Origin of the sequence: Marinisporobacter balticus, from assembly GCF_004345705.1 — a bacterium.
Lineage (GTDB): Bacteria > Bacillota > Clostridia > Peptostreptococcales > Thermotaleaceae > Marinisporobacter > Marinisporobacter balticus.
The window spans coordinates 59,317-76,351 of record NZ_SLWV01000017.1; the positions used below are offsets into that span (position 1 = coordinate 59,317).

General features: G+C 33.4%; 19 protein-coding genes. 7 read left to right on the top strand and 12 right to left on the bottom strand.

Annotation, left to right across the window (positions count from 1 at the left end; translation table 11 throughout):
* Nucleotide 1: 1 nt before the first annotated feature.
* The 3 genes from EV214_RS12015 to EV214_RS12025 all read right to left on the bottom strand — a co-directional run bounded on the left by EV214_RS12015 (nt 2) and on the right by EV214_RS12025 (nt 3,377).
* Complete coding sequence (locus EV214_RS12015) at nt 2-1,150, bottom strand: double-cubane-cluster-containing anaerobic reductase (RefSeq protein ID WP_132246101.1); 1,149 nt, start codon at nt 1,148-1,150, stop codon at nt 2-4.
* 92 nt (nt 1,151-1,242) lie between these two features.
* Nucleotides 1,243-2,280, bottom strand: coding sequence for a methylcobamide:CoM methyltransferase MtbA (locus tag EV214_RS12020; RefSeq protein ID WP_132246103.1), 1,038 nt, complete (start codon nt 2,278-2,280; stop codon nt 1,243-1,245).
* Nucleotides 2,281-2,291: 11 nt separating this feature from the next.
* Entirely contained in the window at nt 2,292-3,377 is a 1,086-nt protein-coding gene (locus EV214_RS12025; protein WP_243116642.1) for a uroporphyrinogen decarboxylase family protein, read from the bottom strand.
* 447 nt (nt 3,378-3,824) lie between these two features.
* Between EV214_RS12025 and EV214_RS12030 the strand changes: the two genes are divergently transcribed.
* From EV214_RS12030 to lepB, 7 genes are all read left to right on the top strand, one after another.
* On the top strand, nt 3,825-4,901 hold the full coding sequence (locus EV214_RS12030; protein ID WP_132246105.1) for an ABC transporter substrate-binding protein: 1,077 nt from the start codon (nt 3,825-3,827) through the stop codon (nt 4,899-4,901).
* Nucleotides 4,902-4,987: 86 nt separating this feature from the next.
* The gene (locus EV214_RS12035) at nt 4,988-5,797 is read left to right on the top strand and encodes an ABC transporter ATP-binding protein (RefSeq protein WP_132246107.1); all 810 of its coding nucleotides are present in this window, start codon (nt 4,988-4,990) and stop codon (nt 5,795-5,797) included.
* Nucleotides 5,798-6,715 carry an ABC transporter permease gene (locus tag EV214_RS12040; RefSeq protein WP_132246109.1) on the top strand — a complete coding sequence of 306 codons (918 nt, stop codon included), beginning with the start codon at nt 5,798-5,800 and terminating at the stop codon, nt 6,713-6,715.
* 28 nt (nt 6,716-6,743) lie between these two features.
* Entirely contained in the window at nt 6,744-7,649 is a 906-nt protein-coding gene (locus EV214_RS12045; protein ID WP_132246111.1) for a YibE/F family protein, read from the top strand.
* Nucleotides 7,650-7,765: 116 nt separating this feature from the next.
* Complete coding sequence (locus EV214_RS12050) at nt 7,766-8,428, top strand: corrinoid protein (RefSeq protein ID WP_132246113.1); 663 nt, start codon at nt 7,766-7,768, stop codon at nt 8,426-8,428.
* Nucleotides 8,422-9,495, top strand: a complete 1,074-nt coding sequence (locus EV214_RS12055; RefSeq protein WP_132246115.1) for a uroporphyrinogen decarboxylase family protein — start codon at nt 8,422-8,424, stop codon at nt 9,493-9,495. The genes EV214_RS12050 and EV214_RS12055 overlap by 7 nt, the downstream gene beginning before the upstream one ends.
* Before the next feature lie 334 nt (nt 9,496-9,829).
* A complete protein-coding gene (gene lepB / locus EV214_RS12060) occupies nt 9,830-10,378 on the top strand; it encodes a signal peptidase I (protein ID WP_243116643.1) in 549 nt (182 codons plus the stop codon).
* A gap of 81 nt (nt 10,379-10,459) precedes the next feature.
* Here the strand turns inward: lepB and queC are convergent, their stop codons facing one another.
* From queC to EV214_RS12105, 9 genes are all read right to left on the bottom strand, one after another.
* Nucleotides 10,460-11,176, bottom strand: coding sequence for a 7-cyano-7-deazaguanine synthase QueC (gene queC, locus EV214_RS12065; protein ID WP_132246119.1), 717 nt, complete (start codon nt 11,174-11,176; stop codon nt 10,460-10,462).
* The gene (gene queE / locus EV214_RS12070) at nt 11,149-11,811 is read right to left on the bottom strand and encodes a putative 7-carboxy-7-deazaguanine synthase QueE (protein WP_132246121.1); all 663 of its coding nucleotides are present in this window, start codon (nt 11,809-11,811) and stop codon (nt 11,149-11,151) included. Before queE ends, queC begins: the two co-directional genes overlap by 28 nt.
* Nucleotides 11,799-12,242, bottom strand: a complete 444-nt coding sequence (gene queD, locus EV214_RS12075; RefSeq protein ID WP_132246123.1) for a 6-carboxytetrahydropterin synthase QueD — start codon at nt 12,240-12,242, stop codon at nt 11,799-11,801. The genes queE and queD overlap by 13 nt, the downstream gene beginning before the upstream one ends.
* 1 nt (nt 12,243) lies before the next feature.
* Entirely contained in the window at nt 12,244-13,014 is a 771-nt protein-coding gene (locus tag EV214_RS12080; protein ID WP_132246125.1) for an acyl-CoA dehydratase activase, read from the bottom strand.
* A complete protein-coding gene (locus tag EV214_RS12085) occupies nt 13,002-14,012 on the bottom strand; it encodes a 2-hydroxyacyl-CoA dehydratase family protein (RefSeq protein WP_132246127.1) in 1,011 nt (336 codons plus the stop codon). Before EV214_RS12085 ends, EV214_RS12080 begins: the two co-directional genes overlap by 13 nt.
* Before the next feature lie 234 nt (nt 14,013-14,246).
* Nucleotides 14,247-14,594 (bottom strand): LapA family protein, encoded by a 348-nt coding sequence (locus EV214_RS12090; protein WP_165916354.1) that lies wholly within the window; start codon nt 14,592-14,594, stop codon nt 14,247-14,249.
* A 239-nt stretch (nt 14,595-14,833) separates the two neighbouring features.
* Nucleotides 14,834-15,904 carry a 3-isopropylmalate dehydrogenase gene (gene leuB, locus EV214_RS12095; protein WP_132246131.1) on the bottom strand — a complete coding sequence of 357 codons (1,071 nt, stop codon included), beginning with the start codon at nt 15,902-15,904 and terminating at the stop codon, nt 14,834-14,836.
* Nucleotides 15,905-15,926: 22 nt separating this feature from the next.
* Nucleotides 15,927-16,418: a 3-isopropylmalate dehydratase small subunit gene (leuD, locus tag EV214_RS12100; RefSeq protein WP_132246133.1), complete on the bottom strand. Its 492-nt coding sequence runs from the start codon at nt 16,416-16,418 to the stop codon at nt 15,927-15,929.
* A gap of 37 nt (nt 16,419-16,455) precedes the next feature.
* Nucleotides 16,456-17,035 (bottom strand): aconitase family protein (locus EV214_RS12105; protein WP_243116645.1); only part of this gene is annotated, 580 nt, incomplete at its 5' end.

Genomic DNA, 17,035 nt, shown 5'->3' on the forward strand with positions numbered 1-17,035 from the left:
CTTACATCATTTCAATAAATGCACTAATTCTTGTTTTAAGCTGTCCTAAATCATTTTGAGAATAATCTGTCTCAATATTCATATATGGAATTTTTTTATCTCCTTTTACAAACTCTCTTATGCTAAAAGACTCCACATTATAAGTATGACAGGCTTGCAATATAACATCGATCACACCATCTACATGATATTCCTCTATTAATGTAGATAATAAATCAATTCTATTTTCATTTGGACTGGTGCATGAACATGGTACTTTTAAATATTTTTCAGCGATTGCATCCATAGGATCTTTCGTTTCATCTACAAGATCTTGCTTTTCTTTGATGCCACTACAATTTTCATAGCAGACAACAACGCCCTTTTCTTCTTCAATAATTTTTATTATTTTCTCTACTGCGCCACCCATAGGACACCCTGTAATCAATATTCTTGGTCGATCTCCACTTACTCTTCTTTCTCCATTTTCATATGCTTCTTTTATACTTTTTTTCATTTCTTTTAATTCTTTTATAACACTCTCCTTATCAAATCCAAATTTAGTATGGTTAAATACTAATTGAAGTTCTTCTCCATATATGGCCGGAGGTGTTAATTTAGAAAGACTTGCAAAATCTTTTAATGCCTTTCTTTCTTCATTTCTTATTTTTATTTGTGCGCTTAACTTTTCTTCTGTAACGGTTACACCAAATTCTTTCTCTAATCTTTCCTTGAGATAAACTACTTCTCTTTTCCACATCTCAAAGTCTTCTTTTCTTTCGATCGTCTGAGGAAGCTGCATAATGTGCATTGGCTTAATTCTTCCTAAATACTCATACATTTTCTTCTTTCCGTCACATGTGGTTTCTCCTACAATTAAATCAGAGAAAGAAAAATATGGACATTTATCTGTTATGGCAAATCCATAGCTAGATTTAATCAACGGACACAAATTCCTTGGAAGTACCTTTTCTGCATCTGGTATGGTAGATTCATTTGTACTACAAAGAGTAGCTGGAATCCCTCCGGCAGCTGAAATAACTTCCCATGGGGTAAATACACAATACGTTCCAACGACTTTTATTCCTTTTTCCTTTGCATTCTTTATTTCAATTACACCGTTTTTGCTGTTTTCTCTTAAATTTTCAAAAATATCATCTACTTTGCTCATCTCTATACACTCCTTTTTTTCCTTTTAAAATGACAATTTTCACATCATTTTATACACCTTATCAAATAAAATCATGACAAAAGCTTTCAATTTTACAATTGAAAGCTTTTGTCTTCACATTCTTTTACTGCTTGCACCATGGCTCGAATATTCTTAAGACTCGTTCTTGGTCCAATTCCACAAGCTGGAGATAAAATTTCTGCACCATTTTTCATACAGTTTTTCACCGTTGTTTTTATATGATCCGCATCACTATTCTCTAAAGCAAATGTGCTCACATTTCCCATAATCACTTTCCCTTTAACATTTTCTGCTACTTGTTTTACACTCGTAATTGAATCAAAACTTATGGCATCACTCGATAAACAATTTAATTCTTTATATATACTTTTTAATCTACCACAAATATGAATAATCGTACCTACCTCTGCTAAATGCTTTAAAGCATCTATAATTTTATTTAAATAAGGTACAACAAATTCTCGAAACATTTTGGGTCCTAAGATTTCTCCTGTTCCACTTGGATCTGATATGGTTAATACATTTGCACCTGCTTCTAACTGCGCTTTTCCAAAAGCAATTAAATTTTCTGTTACATAAGCCATCATTTCATGGGCTTCTCTTGGTTTTTTTCTTAACTCCTTATAGTAATTGATAGGCTCCATTAAAGAAGATGCTAGACTAACAGGACCTGTTAAGTTGGCCACCACTGGAACCGATGGATCTCTATCCTTCAAAATTTTTATTGCATCTAGTGTAACCTTTATGCGTCCTTTTGTCACGTCTATATTTCTTAATTTTCTCCACTGCGTAACAGAGTCAATAGGATACGCTATAACCCTTGGTTCATTGACCTTTGTTCCTAAAAATACAGGTGCGCCCATGGCTTCTGCTTCTACAGTCATACAAAATGGAACCCCAAAATTTTCAAACGCGCCATTTTCATAAATCCCTTGCGTAAGCTTTGCCATCAATTGTGGATCTGTATGGGCTTTTGGCCAATGACTTCCTGTTAAATCCATCACTTCTTCTATGACCATGTTCATCATTCCTCCTGGACAGATGCATGGAGGGCGGTCTACTTTTTCACCTTTTAATACACATTTCAATCTTTCCTTTGGCGTAATCATCTGAGCACCTCTTACTTATATTTGTCAACACTTAATAGTTTTTCTAGCTTTTCATCTGTAACAGGCCATCCGATCTCTCTTGCTGCATCTAGCATGGCATCAATATTTTCTATGGGTGTTTCTACTGGCAAACCACATCCAGACATAATGCCATATCCCTTTTTGGATCGCCATCCTTGTTGTACGCATTTAATGGTTTCTTTTCTTACTTCTTCTCTTGTTCCTGAATACATGACAGATGATGGATCTACATGTCCCATTATCTTCATACGATCTCCCACCATTTCAGTACACTTTTTTAGATCCACCACATTGTCCACACTGATCGCACCAAAACCCATATCCGCTAAGTCTTCCCATATCGCTTCTGTTTTACCACATATATGGGTAGATGTTCCAATTCCTTTTGATTTTAAGAAATCAACAAATCTTTTGAAGTAAGGAGCAGAATACGTTCTGAAATGCTTTGGACTAATTACTGTACATGAACTCATTGGCTCTGCAATACTAATACCCACCCCTTGTTCGATTGCTGCTTGTGCAAAATTAATACAACTTTGTAAAGATACTTCACATAATTTATGTACTGCTTCTGGATTTCTCAGCATTAATTTTGTGGTTTTCTCTACACCAATTAAGAAGCATGCACTAGTAAAAGGACCAACAACAAGTGCTGAACAAGGCACTTCATGACCAATTTCGTCATAAACATACTTCATTGCCTCTATATGAAGAGGTAGCCTTTTATCCTTATAAGGATTTACTGGCTCCAGATAGTCTATTTGCGAAACATCTGAAATGGCTGGTTCTAGTAAATCTACTGTATTATCATCTGGAAACTTCATTTTTGCTCCCATAGCTTCTGCTAAAGTAAATAAATCTGTAAATACTTTTGCGCCGTCTCCATGAAATCTCCTATGCGTAGCAATGACTGCATTGGCTAATTGCCTAGAACTATGGTTAAATTCCGATATTTTACAGCCATATACCCTCGCAATCCCATTTGATAAATTTGGATTGCATTGAAATCTATCAACAGGTTCTCCCTTGGCTAATGCTTTTGCACGCTCGAGGGGTGTCATTTGATCTTTAAGCACTTCTAAGCCTCCTTTTATAACCTTATACACTCTTCCTATTTTCAGTTTACAAATTGACGGTTTATCATTCAAATTGTTTTTTTCTATACTATTTTTATTTCTATAGATATTATTTATGCACACCCATGATTTTATAGTTCTGCCAGATCCAATAAACCATAGATAAAGAGCATTAGCAGTCTCGCATATAGACTGGACATTCAAAAGATCTTTGAGACTTCACGATGGTATCTTTAAGTGCTTTTTCAGTATATTTATTTAGTGGATTATTCATAAAATCTAATCTAATAGATTCTGTTCTAGGTTGAAAACAGGGTTTTTGGTATGTCAAATAGGAAAAACCTATCCCACAATTTAAATACATTAGATTTTTGAATTGGACGTAGGAAATTTTTATAGATAAACTAAAAACGACAAAATTTTTATATAGAAAAGGAGAATTGACGAATGAAAAAAGGTATTATTGCTTTAATGATAATTACTTTACTAGGAAGTGTGATGATGACTGGTTGCAGTAACAATCAAGAGGCTGTGAGTAATGAACCCTCTAGCAACAATGAATCTCTAAAAAAAATGAACATAGGTTATCTGGCATCACCTGAGCATTTACTTTATTTTGTAGCAAAAGAAAAAGGGTTTTTCGAAGAACAAGGTATTGATGCAGAATTATTTCAGTTTACAAATTCAGCTGAAGGACTAAATGCCATTACAGCAGGTAAGCTTGATGTTGGTAGTTTTGGCGTATCAGCACCGCTTGCATTTATTGCAAAAGATGTAGATGTATCTATTATTGGAGGCCAAAATTCAGGAGCATGTGCTGTTGTTAGTAAACCAGAAAAATATGAAGAGATGAAAGATTTAAAGAATTATAAGGGAAAAAAAGTAGCCACGGTTAGATTATCTACAGCAGATGTAATATTTAGAGGTGCATTATTGGATCAAGGAATTGATTGGAAAAAGGGTGATGTAGAAATTATAGAAATGGAGTCACCTGCGGCTACTATGGAAGCTGTTAAAAAAGAAAGCGTCGATGCGGGTCTTATATGGACACCATTTGTAGCAATGGCTGAAGATCAAGGCGTAAAGATTGCCATGCATATAACCGATTTATTAGAAAATAATGTATGCTGTCGTCAACATGTGTTAACATCAAAACTTAATGAAGATCCAGAACTTTGGGAAAATTTCTTAGTAGCATTAATAAAAGCATTTGATTTTTACCAAACCAATCAAGAAGAAACAGTGGATATTACAGCTAAATATGTAAAGGTTGATAAGAAATATTTGTGGAAGGAAACATATGCAGAAGATGCTACTATGATTACTAGTCCAGACCCACTTAAAAAATCAACCATTAAATATTGGAATATCATGAAAGAAACTGGTTTTATAGATTCTGATAAGAATATTGAAGATTATATTAATACAGATATTTATAAGAAAGCCTTAGATAGGGTTTTGAAAGAAAATCCTGATAATCAAAATTATAAAAGATTATTATCTGACTTCAACAAGTATAACTAGAATCATAATTCAATAAGAAAAAAATAGGGTAATCTTATATAAATATATAAGTTTGCCCTTAAAATTTTTCTTGAAAGGGTGGTATTGTGTATAAGATCGACTTAGAAAATATATCATTTGGTTATGAAGAGGAAAATTTGATTATTCCTGTTATTAAAGATGTGCATCTATCTATCAAAGAAGGAGAATTTGTAAGCATTATTGGCCCTAGTGGTTGTGGAAAAAGCACTTTGTTAAGTCTTCTTGCAGGGCTCAATTTCCCCTCTTACGGAAAGATTTTGCTAGATAATAAAGAAGTTACAGGAACGGGTAATGAACGTGGTGTTGTTTTTCAACACTATTCATTGTTTCCATGGATGAGTGCTAGAAAAAATATTATTTTTGGATTACAACAATTAGATAAAAATAGAAATCAAAAGGATATTGAAAAAATTGCAGATGAATATTTAGACCTTGTAGGATTAAAGGAAGTTTCTCATAAATATCCATCTCAATTATCTGGTGGTATGCAACAGCGGGTTGCGATCGCAAGGGCTTTTGCTATGGATTCTGATATTCTACTAATGGATGAACCTTTTAGCGCTGTAGATGCTAAGAACAGGATGGCCTTACAGGAATTGCTTTTAGATCTTTGGAATAATGGAAAAAAGAAAAAAACAGTTGTTTTTGTTACCCATGATGTTGATGAGGCTGTTTTATTATCAGATAGGATTATTGTGATGTCTGCAAATAGTAAATCTATTAAAGAAGAAATCAATGTAGATTTTAGTCGACCAAGAAATAGGTCTATTCTAAGTAAAAACAATACATATACAGAATTAAGACATATGTTGGTACAGTTATTATTTGATGATTTGATCAATGGAACAGAAAGCGAAGTTTGGGAGGCATCGTAAATGAGAAGAGTATTGAATATAACCAATATATTATTTGTAGCAATCATAGGACTAGAATTATTATTGCCAGCAAAAAGAAGCAGTGAAATTATTTATACCCAGGAACTAATTGGAATAATCATAGGTATAGAATTATTGTATTCTTTAAATATGATTTATAAAAAGGATGAAAAGAAAAGACAATCTCTCGGGGATATCACAGCCCTTGTATATGGATGTATCTTGATATGGGAGCTATTAACTACAAAGCTAGATATACTTCATAATTTGCTCTTTCCAATGCCAGGAGAAGTTGTCGCAGTGTTTTTGTCAGAGATCCCCACCCTTTTAGATGGACTGTCAAGTTCTTTGTATCTTTTAACCATTGGATATACGTTGGCATTAGTTACTGCTATTCCATTGGCATTGATTATAGGATGGAGAAAAAGGTTATTTTTAGCTGTAAACCCTTTGACAAAGGTATTAGGCCCTATACCTCCTATTGTTTATATTCCCTATGCAATCGCTATATTGCCTACTTTTAAAAGTGCTTCTATTTTTATTATTTTTATTGGAGCATTCTGGCCAATATTTATCAATACATTAAATGGAACATTCAATATTGATAAAAGAATTATTGATTCAGCTAAAGTTTTAAATGTGAAAGAACACACCATGTTATTTAAAATTATTCTTCCTGGGGTATTGCCTTCCATTATTAGTGGAACAACTGTAGGTTTGGTGCTGTCATTTATTTTATTAACCTCTGCCGAAATGATTGGTGCTTCATCAGGTTTAGGTTGGTATGTAAAATATTTTTCTGACTTTGCTGACTATCCAAGAGTAGTAGTCGGGATTATTTTTATAGGAATGGTTGTAACAGGGATCACTTACTGCTTTGATAAGATAGAAAGCCAATTATTGAAATGGAAAAATTAGTATTCATTATTTTAGAAGGAGCGTATTCATGTTCAAAAACAAATTTACTCCATGGATATACATGATGGGTATGCTGTTAATCTTTCATTTAATTGTACCCCATTTAGCAATAGATCGTTTATTAAAGGAAAAAATATCACTACTGTATCTATTCGTGATTTTTTTAGGCGGTTTGCTTATTGTAGGAGGCTTCAAAGGCTTGAAGGCTATTTTTACTTTGATATTTACTATTTGGGCAATCGTAAAAGTCCTCCTTCCAATGATTCTTAAAGGATATAATCCAATAGTTGTTTCTACATGTATTTGTGCTGTTGTGATTATTATAACCTTATTAATCGTTTGTGGAATCAATAAAAAAACACTATCTGCTATTATTGGAACTACAGGTGGCGTAATCATTGCTGGGGTTTTGTCCTTGATGATTGGCTCTATGGCAAATCTTACAGGATTAGGAAATGAAGAATCTGTACATTTAATTCTTTACTCAAAAAATATAGATTTTAAAGGCTTGTTATTTTCAGGGATTATTATTGGTTCTCTTGGTGCTACTATGGATGTAGGTATGTCTGTTGCTTCAGCTATGCATGAGATAAAGCAAGCTAGTCCTAAAATTACAACAGATGCGTTAATCTCTGCTGGAATGAATGTCGGACGCGATATTATGGGAACAATGTCAAACACCTTAATTTTAGCTTATGTAGGAAGCAGTCTAAATCTTATGTTATTATTATCTACTTATGATATATCTTTGATACAAATTATTACAAGAGACCATATCGCTTCAGAGGTTATTAGAGCATTAGCTGGAAGTATTGGTCTTATTTTTACCATACCATTAACAGCAATCGTTTCAGGGGTATTAAGTAAAAGTGAGCAAGTAGATAGATGGTTGGGAAAGATCAATTTTAAGCATTTTATGATTAAAAGAGAATAGATAAGAAATATTATATAGCTGGTATGAATATCCTTTCTTATCGTAAATTTTAATTTTGTTTATCTATGGATAATTTATAAAAATAAATAGGAAACAAAAAGAGGAGGAAGAAGGACATGCGTGATCTAAAAAAAAGTCTTTTGCAAGATTTGGCGAATTGTGTTGTGGAGATGGAAGAAGAGCGTGTACAAGAGGTGGCAAGCAGGTATATAGAAAACAAGTTCGATGCCCTAGAAGGAATAAATGAAGGCTTAGCTAAAGGGATGGAACAAGCAGGTCAGTTATATGAGGAGGAAGAATATTATATTCCAGAATTATTAATGTGTTCTGATAGTATGTATACTGGACTAGATACATTAAAGCCTCATATTGTAAGAAGTGAGGAAAGCGAGAAATATAAGGCAGTTATTGGTGTAGTTGAAGGGGATACCCATGATATTGGTAAGAACTTGGTAAAAATCATGATGGAAACTGCTGGTTTTGATGTGATCGACTTAGGAAGAGATATTGCCCCAAGGGATTTTGTGGAAAAAGCAAAGGAAATAGGTGCACAAATTATTTGTTTATCAACCCTTATGACTACGACCATGGTTGGAATGGAAGAAGTTATAAAAATATTGAAAAAAGAAAATATAAGGGATCAATTTAAAGTAATGGTAGGAGGCGGCCCTATTTCTCAGAACTTTGCTGACAAAATCGGTGCAGATGCCTATACAAATAGTGCTGGAGAAGCTGCAAAGGTAGCTAAAGAGTTAGCATGGGAGGGTACACAATGCTAAAGGATAAAATGACTCCCATGGAGCGAGCCATTGCGCTTGGTAAAGGGGAAAAAGTCGATCGATTGCCTTGCAACCCTAATGTAGCTAATGGGGTTGCCCGTATTTATGGGTGCAAGATATCAGAATTTAATACAAGTGCAAAGGCTATTGCCAATGCGCAAATCGCTTCTTATAGAAGATTTGGATATGATGGCGTAAGAATTTTTACAGACCTTTTTCCATGGGCAGAAGCCATTGGAGCAAAGGTGAATTTTCCAGAAGATAATACTGCTGATTTACAAAGACCTGCCATTGATGATATTTCTAAAATATCACAATTACAGCCTGCTGATCCCTATAAAGATGGAAGACTTCCTATGCATATTGAAGCGATGAAATATCTGTTAGATGAGGTAGGAAATGAAGTGCCCTGTGCTGGTGGTGTGGTAGGACCCTTTACAAATGCTTTTTTCTTAATTGGTATTGAAAGAATGATCAAACTCTTTTTCAAAAATCCGCAAGCAGTACATAAATTGTGTGAAGTTTCACTAGAAACATGTATACGTTACGCTCAGGCCATTATTGATACAGGACTTACCCCGACTATTTCAGAGCCTATGTCGTCTTGTACAGTTGTGAGTCCTAAGCATTTTCGTGAATTTGGAATGCCTTATTTAAAGAGGTTCGTTGAGTTTATTAATAGCAAGGGCAAGGGTGTGACTATGCATATCTGTGGAAAGACAGATAAAATATGGGAAGATATTGTTAGTATGGGTGTGGCTGGATTCAGTATCGACAATGTAGTTGATTTGAAAAAATGTAAGAATCAAATTGGGGATCGAGTGAAAATTTTAGGTCATGTGGATCCTGCTTCCATCATGTATGGTGGGAGCCCTAAAGACGTGAGACGAGCGGTTGTTGAATGTGTTCAGCAAGCTTGGGATAGCCCAAAGGGATATGTTATTATGTCTGGGTGTAGTTTGCCTGTGGAAACACCTTTTGAAAATATTGATGCTATGATGGATACGACAAGAGAAATTGGTTATCCTGTTAATATTGAGAAGCTAGATAGGATGTTGCGAGATTAAAGATAATAAAAACTACTTCTACCTAGCATATTAAGGTGAAGTAGTCTTTTATTTAAAGCTTCACATATTGTTTTATTGTTTTAAATCCAAATCGCCTTTCTTTTCAAAATCAAGCAGTCTACACCCCAAAAGCTGCCGATATTAAAATAACAAAAGATTGATCATTACAACATCTGAATTTAATACTGCAAATAAAGGCACTATCAATGCTTTAAATAGAAACTTTCCTCCATCCAAAATAAAATTTTTTCTGTCTGTATCTTATAAGAAACTATAATTGTGATATAATATGTAAAGTAAAATTACCTAAAACATACCCAAGGAGGATAATATGATGAAAGAAATATTAGAATGGGTAAAAACAATTATAATATCTATTGTTATTGCGCTTATTATTACAACTTTTATAATGCCATTGCAAGTTGATGGTATATCTATGAATCCAACTTTAAATGATCATGATTATTTAATCTTAGAAAAAACAAATAAAATTGACCGTGGAGATATTATTTCTTTTAAGTCTGATTTGCAATTTTCTGCTGAAGAACTCAAGAATTTTAATTTAATAAAAAGGATCAAGCTCGGAAAGACAAAAAATTTAATAAAAAGAGTCATTGCTGTTGAAGGCGATCAATTATTAATAGGAAATGGAAAAGTTTATGTAAATGGCGAATCATTAACAGAAAACTATATTGATGGAAATTGTACTCTTGGCAATGTTTTTATTAAAGAAATCCCTAAAAATAAAATTTTTGTTATGGGTGATAATAGAAATAACAGCATGGATAGTAGAATGATCGGTCTTGTAGACCGAGCAAGAATTCAAGGAAAAGTATTCGTAAGAATTTTACCTATTTCTAAATTTGGGAAAGTTTATGAGTAAGAAAAGAAACTCTTCTATGCAGAGTTTCTTTTTAGTACCGCCCATATTCTTTTTCGATGGTTTATAACACTTCCACCTTCATCAATTTTCTCTAGATTTTTTAAAATCCAAATATCCTTTCTTCCTCAAATAACAAGCGGGACATTCTCCGCAACCATTTCCTTTTATACCATTGTAACAAGTTAAAGTTTCTTCCTTAATAATATGAAGAACCTCTAAATCATCTGCCATCTTCCATGTTTCTTCCTTATTGATCCACATAAGGGGTGTATGGATCTCAAATTGATAATCCATCGCTAAATTTAAAGTCACATTGGTAGATTTTATAAATACATCTCTGCAATCTGGATATCCACTATAATCACTTTCAGATACACCCGTTACCATATGATAGATTCCCCTTTGCTTTGCAAAAATTGCACCGAATGTTAAAAAAAGCATATTTCTTCCATCCACAAAGGAATTGGGTAGCCCCTCTTTCGGTGCATCCTTATCCACTTCAATATCCGTTCTTGTTAAAGAATTAGGTGCTAATTGGTTTAAAAGGTTTAAGTCTAGTATATGATGTTCTACATGATATTTTTTACAAAGTTCCTTTGCACATTCAAGCTCTAGTTTGTGCTTTTGATTATAATCAAAAGATATTGCAATGACTTCTTTAAATTTTTTCTTTGCCCAAAACAAGCAGGTTGTACTATCCTGCCCTCCGCTAAATATGACCAATGCTTTTTCTCTATTCATCTTTTGTCCCTCCACTTTATCTTCAATCTTTAAACACCTTTTGCTTCTGCTCCCCATATGATTTTATGCAGTTGTACTTGCATTGTAACTTCATTCATTTTATACTTTTTCATAAATTCCACCATCGCATCCAAATCAATTTTTCCGTAAACTGGACTTATATACACATTGGATTTCTTTGTTAATTGGTATTGATCAATAATATCTCTTGCTCTCTCTAAATCAGAGCTACTTCCTACTACAAATTTTACTATATCTTGTTTTTTTATATGATGAAAATTATCTATAAGCATCTTCTCTTCCATGTTACTTGATGGCAGCTTGTAGTCCATTGTAAATAGCGGACGATTTGTTATCTTTGAAAATTCTTTTATGGAAACACTTCCATTTGTTTCTATTTCAATGAATAACTCTTGGTCTTTCGATAAATAATCAATCAATTCAAATATTTCATCTTGAAGTAGCGGTTCTCCACCTGTTAACGTGACATTTTTAACATCTGTAGCTTTTATAGCTTCAACGATTTCTTCTTTTGTCATAAGTGTATAGGCTACATCATCTTCATTTGCCCATGCTGTATCACAATAACTGCAATCTAAATTACAATTTGCAAATCGAATAAATACAGCCAATTGCCCCGCTCGTCTTCCTTCTCCATTAATGCTTACAAACTTTTCAACTACCTTATACATATCTTCCCCTCACTTTTTTCATAAGTTGCACAATTCGTAGGTGTTTCATATACAATGGTTCTTTTCACGTTATATCTCCTTTTTTCCATAGTTTTAAAGAAAAGATATGCAAAATTCTCAGCTGTTGGTCTAAATGCTACATTTATAATCTTAAACCCATCTTCTATTAAATAAGTTAAGGTTTCTCTTCTCATGGTATTTTCTTGTATAATTAGCGCATGGTCATAATGATCAACCATCTCTTTTACATCCTTTTTTAAATCCCCAAAGTCCACAACCATTCCATCAAGCTGCCCTTCATTTATTAATGTTTCTGCTTGAACTTCAACGATAACTTTCCATCTATGTCCATGAATATTTCTACATTTCCCATTATAGTTTGCAAGAAAATGGGCACTATCAAAGCTGTGCTCTGCTTTTAAAAGATACATATTATTCCTCCATTTTTAAAGTATTGCTTCCATAATAGCAGCACCCTATTGCGCCATTATATTGAGGGTGTTCTACGGAAATGATTTGATCATAATCACTTTTAAGGTACACCTTTAATGCATGATTATCTGCGACCCCTCCAGTTAAGATTAATTTTCTTCCTTTGAACTTATTTAACAAAGGGTGTAATCTTTTATACAAAGAAAAATTTACCCCTGCACATAAATTTTTTCTATCTACCCCTTCAGCTATTTTCCCAATCAATTCTGATTCAGAAAATACAGCACAAGTTGCATTTAAACGAACAGGATTTTCATGATATTTGCTCATCTCCAGTAGAGATATCTCAAGTACATTTGCCATATTCTCTAAATATCTCCCACAGGAAGCTGCACATTTTTCATTCAGCTCTAAGTCTGTAATCATACCCTTTTCTACCTTTACAACCTTGACATCTTGCCCTCCCACATCTAGAAGGATAAAGTCCCTAAGCTTTGTTTGATAAAATGCCCCATAAACATGGGCCTTTATTTCATTGATTGCTTGAAACTTATTTAAATCCGTATTGTTTCTTCCATACCCTGTTGATATGGCATAGTCTATTTTATCAATATGAAGTTTCTCTAAATCTACTTTTATTTTCCCATCAAAACTACAATAATCTCTATAAAATGACATAGTACTTACTTTCATATTTTTGATTATTTTATTTTCTTTCATGGTGACAATTTTCACTTCACGGCTTCCAAGATCTATCCCTAACACGTCCATTTTGCACCATCCTTTGCATCTTTTATCATATCTAAAAATGCTTCAATTCTTAGTTTTGTTCTAGCATCTAATGCATTTAACTGATCTCCTTCTACATTTAATACTGGAATATCTAGTTCTTTTTTGATTACAATATCTTCCACTGCCCTATAGCAAAAAGCTTGTGTATAGTGAATGATGGCATCTAACTTTCTCTCCGCTATTTGCTTTTTTAATTCCTTTATTCTAAAGTGAATATCATAGGGGTAGGTATAATCATAATATTGCTCAAATATACTTCTCGCTTCATAAGCTCTTGGAAAAGCAAATTCCCTTTGCACCTCGTTATAGACAAAATGTGCATCAAAATTTTCTACAAAAGCATATATATCCGCTGTCATAGGAGGCACCCCTATATATCCTAATCTGATTTTTTTGTTATTCGCCTTTCTTTTTCTTATTTTTTCAATGACTTTTTCCATTTCTTCTTCATACTGATCTATATCTTGGCCAAAATCACTCAAGCTTACTTGATATAAATGATTTTCAAACCCCTTTGCTTTTTGATCCATATAAGTCAATTGATCGATTTCCTTTGCCAAATATCTAATTTTATTTAATCTATCTCTTATATTCTCAACTTCTTCTAAATTTACATTGAAAATATTCATAAACTTATCTATTTCTTCTTTTACATCTTCTTGTTTATGACTATGAGGAAATGAATATGGATATACCTTTATTCCTCTTAATAAAAGTACTTCCACAAGCGCTTTCGTATTAGAGCAATCCCCTTCCATTACGCCTACAATTTCTTTTATATCATGGGCTATACACGCTCCATAGATTCCTTTGATCCATGCACATAAACTCTTCGGAAACCCATCACGTTCTGCTATATCTATATATTTCATGTAATCTTTTGATGTAATAAAAAGATTATTTAAATCTATAGGATGGTAGCCTGCTGCAAATAAAACCTCTACAGGTACGGTAGTTGTTAAACCAATTCTTTTCATAATATTCCTCCATTCCAATAAAAAAGGGCCCACGGCCCCATAAACAAAAAACTACCCAAAACGGTAGCTTGGTCCTAGTTTTATTTATAGACAGGATGGTGTCGAACTGTCTTATTTATTTTTATTGAAGTAAGTATATCATAAATTGATATGTCCTTCAATATAATCACCACAAATAATATTTATTCTTTTATGCTTTCACTAAATAACCTGTATCCCTTCATATTTTCTATTTTACGCTTTCTTTTCAAAATCAAGAGGTTCATTTAATGTAGTTTCTTCCTTTATAGGATTTTCTAATGCATAGGTTTTATTGTGATCCTCTAATTCATTTACCTTGCTCTCTAATTGTTTAATGCTATTCTTTAACTCTCTTGTTTTCAAACTCCCTTTTATTTTACTAAATACACTAATAAAAGAAGCAATCAACGCCCCAAAAGTTGCAGATATTAAAATAACAACAGATTGTGAAAGCTGGTATTTCGAAAATAAAAGGTTGATCGTTACAACATCTGAATTTAATACTGCAAACAAAGCCACTATCAATGCAAATACTAAAGAAAATATAAACCAAATTTGCATAATCATTTCCCCCCCATTTTTTCTTCTACTACACTATAAAAATTTCTCTACACATTCATACTTTACCTTATCCTTATTTTACAACAAATCTTTATAATATTGTATTCTTTTTATGTAGTCCCATATTTTTTCTAGTAAACATTTCTCTAAAGTTCTTTATTAAAAAATGATTTATATTTTACACAATAAGTAAAATATAAATCATTTTTATAAAGATCTCTTAAATTTTTTATACTACATTAACACAATGCTTCTATAATCAATCTACCCATTTCCTTCGTTCCTACAAGTTTTTGTCCTTCACTATAAATATCCCCTGTGCGATAGTTTTGATCTAATACTTTCTTTACAGCATCTTCTATAATAGCCGCTTCTTTTTCTAAGTCAAATGAATGTCTAAGCATCATAGCAACAGAAAGAATGGTAGCAATAGGATTCGCCTTGTCCTCTCCTGCTATATCTGGTGCAGAACCATGAATCGGTTCATACATGCCTATATTCCCTCCTAAGCTTGCAGAAGGAAGCATTCCTATAGAACCTGTAACCATACTCGCTTCATCAGATAGTATATCTCCAAACATATTGGTTGTCACCATCACATCAAATTGCTTTGGATTTCTAACAAGTTGCATCGCTGCATTGTCTACATACATGTGATTTAATGTAACATCTGGGTAATCCTTTGCTACATCGATCACAACACTTCTCCAAAGTCTAGAACTTTCTAATACATTTGCTTTATCCACATTGGTTAATACTTTATTTCTTTTTCTTGCAATCTCAAAAGCATGTTTTGCGATTCTTCTAACTTCTTCCACGCTATATATTTCTACATCATAGGCTGCTTCTCCCATAGGGGTATCTTTTCTTCCCTTTTCACCAAAATATATCCCTCCTGTAAGTTCACGAACAACACAAATATCTAGTCCATCTCCTATAATCTCAGGCTTTAGGGGGCAAGCATCTTTCAGTTGTTCAAATAAAATTGCAGGACGAAGATTTGCATAAAGTCCCAGAGCCTTTCTAATTCCAAGCAATGCCCTTTCAGGTCTTTGATCTCCAGGAAGATTATCCCACTTCGGTCCTCCTACAGCTCCCAGTAGTACAGCGTCACTGCTCTTACAAATTTCTACCGTCTTTTCTGGAAGAGGCTCCCCTGTTTTATCAATGGCACATCCTCCAGCTAAAACTTCTGTATAATTAAAGTTATGACCATATATCTCTCCTATTTTATCTAACACCAAAACCGTTTGTTCTATTACCTCAGGTCCAATTCCATCTCCAGGAATAACTGCTATATTATAATTCATTATTGTAACCTCCCATTTTTCTCTATTTTAATTTCTCTTTAACATAATTCACAAGCCCATCATTTGCAATAATCTCTTGTATAAATGGTGGAAAAGGCTCCGCCTGATAACTCGTATTCTTTGTGATGTTTACAATTTTTCCTGTCTCAAAATCAATTTCTACTTCATCTTGTGCATCAATTCCTTTTACGGCTTCTTCACATTCTAATATAGGAAGTCCTATATTGAATGCATTTCTATAAAAGATTCTTGCAAATGTACTTGCAATCACACAAGATATACCACTTGCTTTTATTGCAATCGGTGCATGTTCTCTTGAAGAACCACATCCAAAATTTTTATTGCCCACAATAATATCGTCTTTTTTCACCTTTTGTGCAAAGCTTGCATCAATATCTTCCATACAATATTTTGCAAGTTCATTTGGATCTGAAGTATTCAAATACCTTGCTGGTATGATTACATCTGTATCTACATTATTTCCATATTTAAAAACTTTTCCTCTTTTTTTCATTTATTTTTCCTCCTATTGTAAACAAATTGCAAAACGCTTAAAGTTCTTCTGGATTTGTAATTTCCCCTGTTACTGCTGAAGCTGCTGCTACTGCTGGACTTGATAGATATACTTCTGACTCTGGATGACCCATTCTTCCTACAAAGTTACGATTTGTTGTGGCAATAGCACGCTCGCCCTTAGCTAAAATCCCCATGTGTCCTCCAAGACACGGTCCACAGGTAGGTGTACTAAATGCGGCTCCTGCATTGATAAATATTTCAACTAATCCTTCTTTTATTGCTTGTAAATAAATTTTTTGCGTTGCTGGGAATATGATCGTTCTAACTCCTTTTGCAACTTTTCTTCCTTTTAATATTTCTGCGGCTACTCTTAAATCTTCTATTCTTCCATTTGTACAAGAACCAATCACGACTTGATCAATCTTTACCTCTCCTACTTGATCAATAGTTCTTGTATTATCTGGTAGGTGTGGAAATGCAACCGTTGGTCTGACCGTATTTAAATCTATTTCATAAACGCTATCATACTGCGCATCTTCATCTGCTTCATAAATTGTATATTCCTTTTTACTATGTTCTTTTATATAATTGATTGTTTTTTCATCTACAATGAAT

Excerpts from the sequence above, each read along its gene's own strand:
- EV214_RS12050 (WP_132246113.1), top strand. The coding sequence starts at position 7,766 with ATGCGTGATCTAAAAAAAAGTCTTTTGCAAGATTTGGCGAATTGTGTT.
- EV214_RS12090 (WP_165916354.1), bottom strand. The coding sequence starts at position 14,594 with ATGCAAATTTGGTTTATATTTTCTTTAGTATTTGCATTGATAGTGGCT.
- EV214_RS12080 (WP_132246125.1), bottom strand. The coding sequence starts at position 13,014 with ATGGACGTGTTAGGGATAGATCTTGGAAGCCGTGAAGTGAAAATTGTC.
- EV214_RS12020 (WP_132246103.1), bottom strand. The coding sequence starts at position 2,280 with ATGATTACGCCAAAGGAAAGATTGAAATGTGTATTAAAAGGTGAAAAA.
- leuD (WP_132246133.1), bottom strand. The coding sequence starts at position 16,418 with ATGAAAAAAAGAGGAAAAGTTTTTAAATATGGAAATAATGTAGATACA.
- queC (WP_132246119.1), bottom strand. The coding sequence starts at position 11,176 with ATGGGGAGCAGAAGCAAAAGGTGTTTAAAGATTGAAGATAAAGTGGAG.
- EV214_RS12015 (WP_132246101.1), bottom strand. The coding sequence starts at position 1,150 with ATGAGCAAAGTAGATGATATTTTTGAAAATTTAAGAGAAAACAGCAAA.
- EV214_RS12055 (WP_132246115.1), top strand. The coding sequence starts at position 8,422 with ATGCTAAAGGATAAAATGACTCCCATGGAGCGAGCCATTGCGCTTGGT.
- EV214_RS12085 (WP_132246127.1), bottom strand. The coding sequence starts at position 14,012 with ATGAAAAGAATTGGTTTAACAACTACCGTACCTGTAGAGGTTTTATTT.
- queD (WP_132246123.1), bottom strand. The coding sequence starts at position 12,242 with ATGTATCTTTTAAAAGCAGAGCACAGCTTTGATAGTGCCCATTTTCTT.
- queE (WP_132246121.1), bottom strand. The coding sequence starts at position 11,811 with ATGTATAAGGTAGTTGAAAAGTTTGTAAGCATTAATGGAGAAGGAAGA.
- lepB (WP_243116643.1), top strand. The coding sequence starts at position 9,830 with ATGAAAGAAATATTAGAATGGGTAAAAACAATTATAATATCTATTGTT.
- EV214_RS12040 (WP_132246109.1), top strand. The coding sequence starts at position 5,798 with ATGAGAAGAGTATTGAATATAACCAATATATTATTTGTAGCAATCATA.
- EV214_RS12045 (WP_132246111.1), top strand. The coding sequence starts at position 6,744 with ATGTTCAAAAACAAATTTACTCCATGGATATACATGATGGGTATGCTG.
- leuB (WP_132246131.1), bottom strand. The coding sequence starts at position 15,904 with ATGAATTATAATATAGCAGTTATTCCTGGAGATGGAATTGGACCTGAG.
- EV214_RS12030 (WP_132246105.1), top strand. The coding sequence starts at position 3,825 with ATGAAAAAAGGTATTATTGCTTTAATGATAATTACTTTACTAGGAAGT.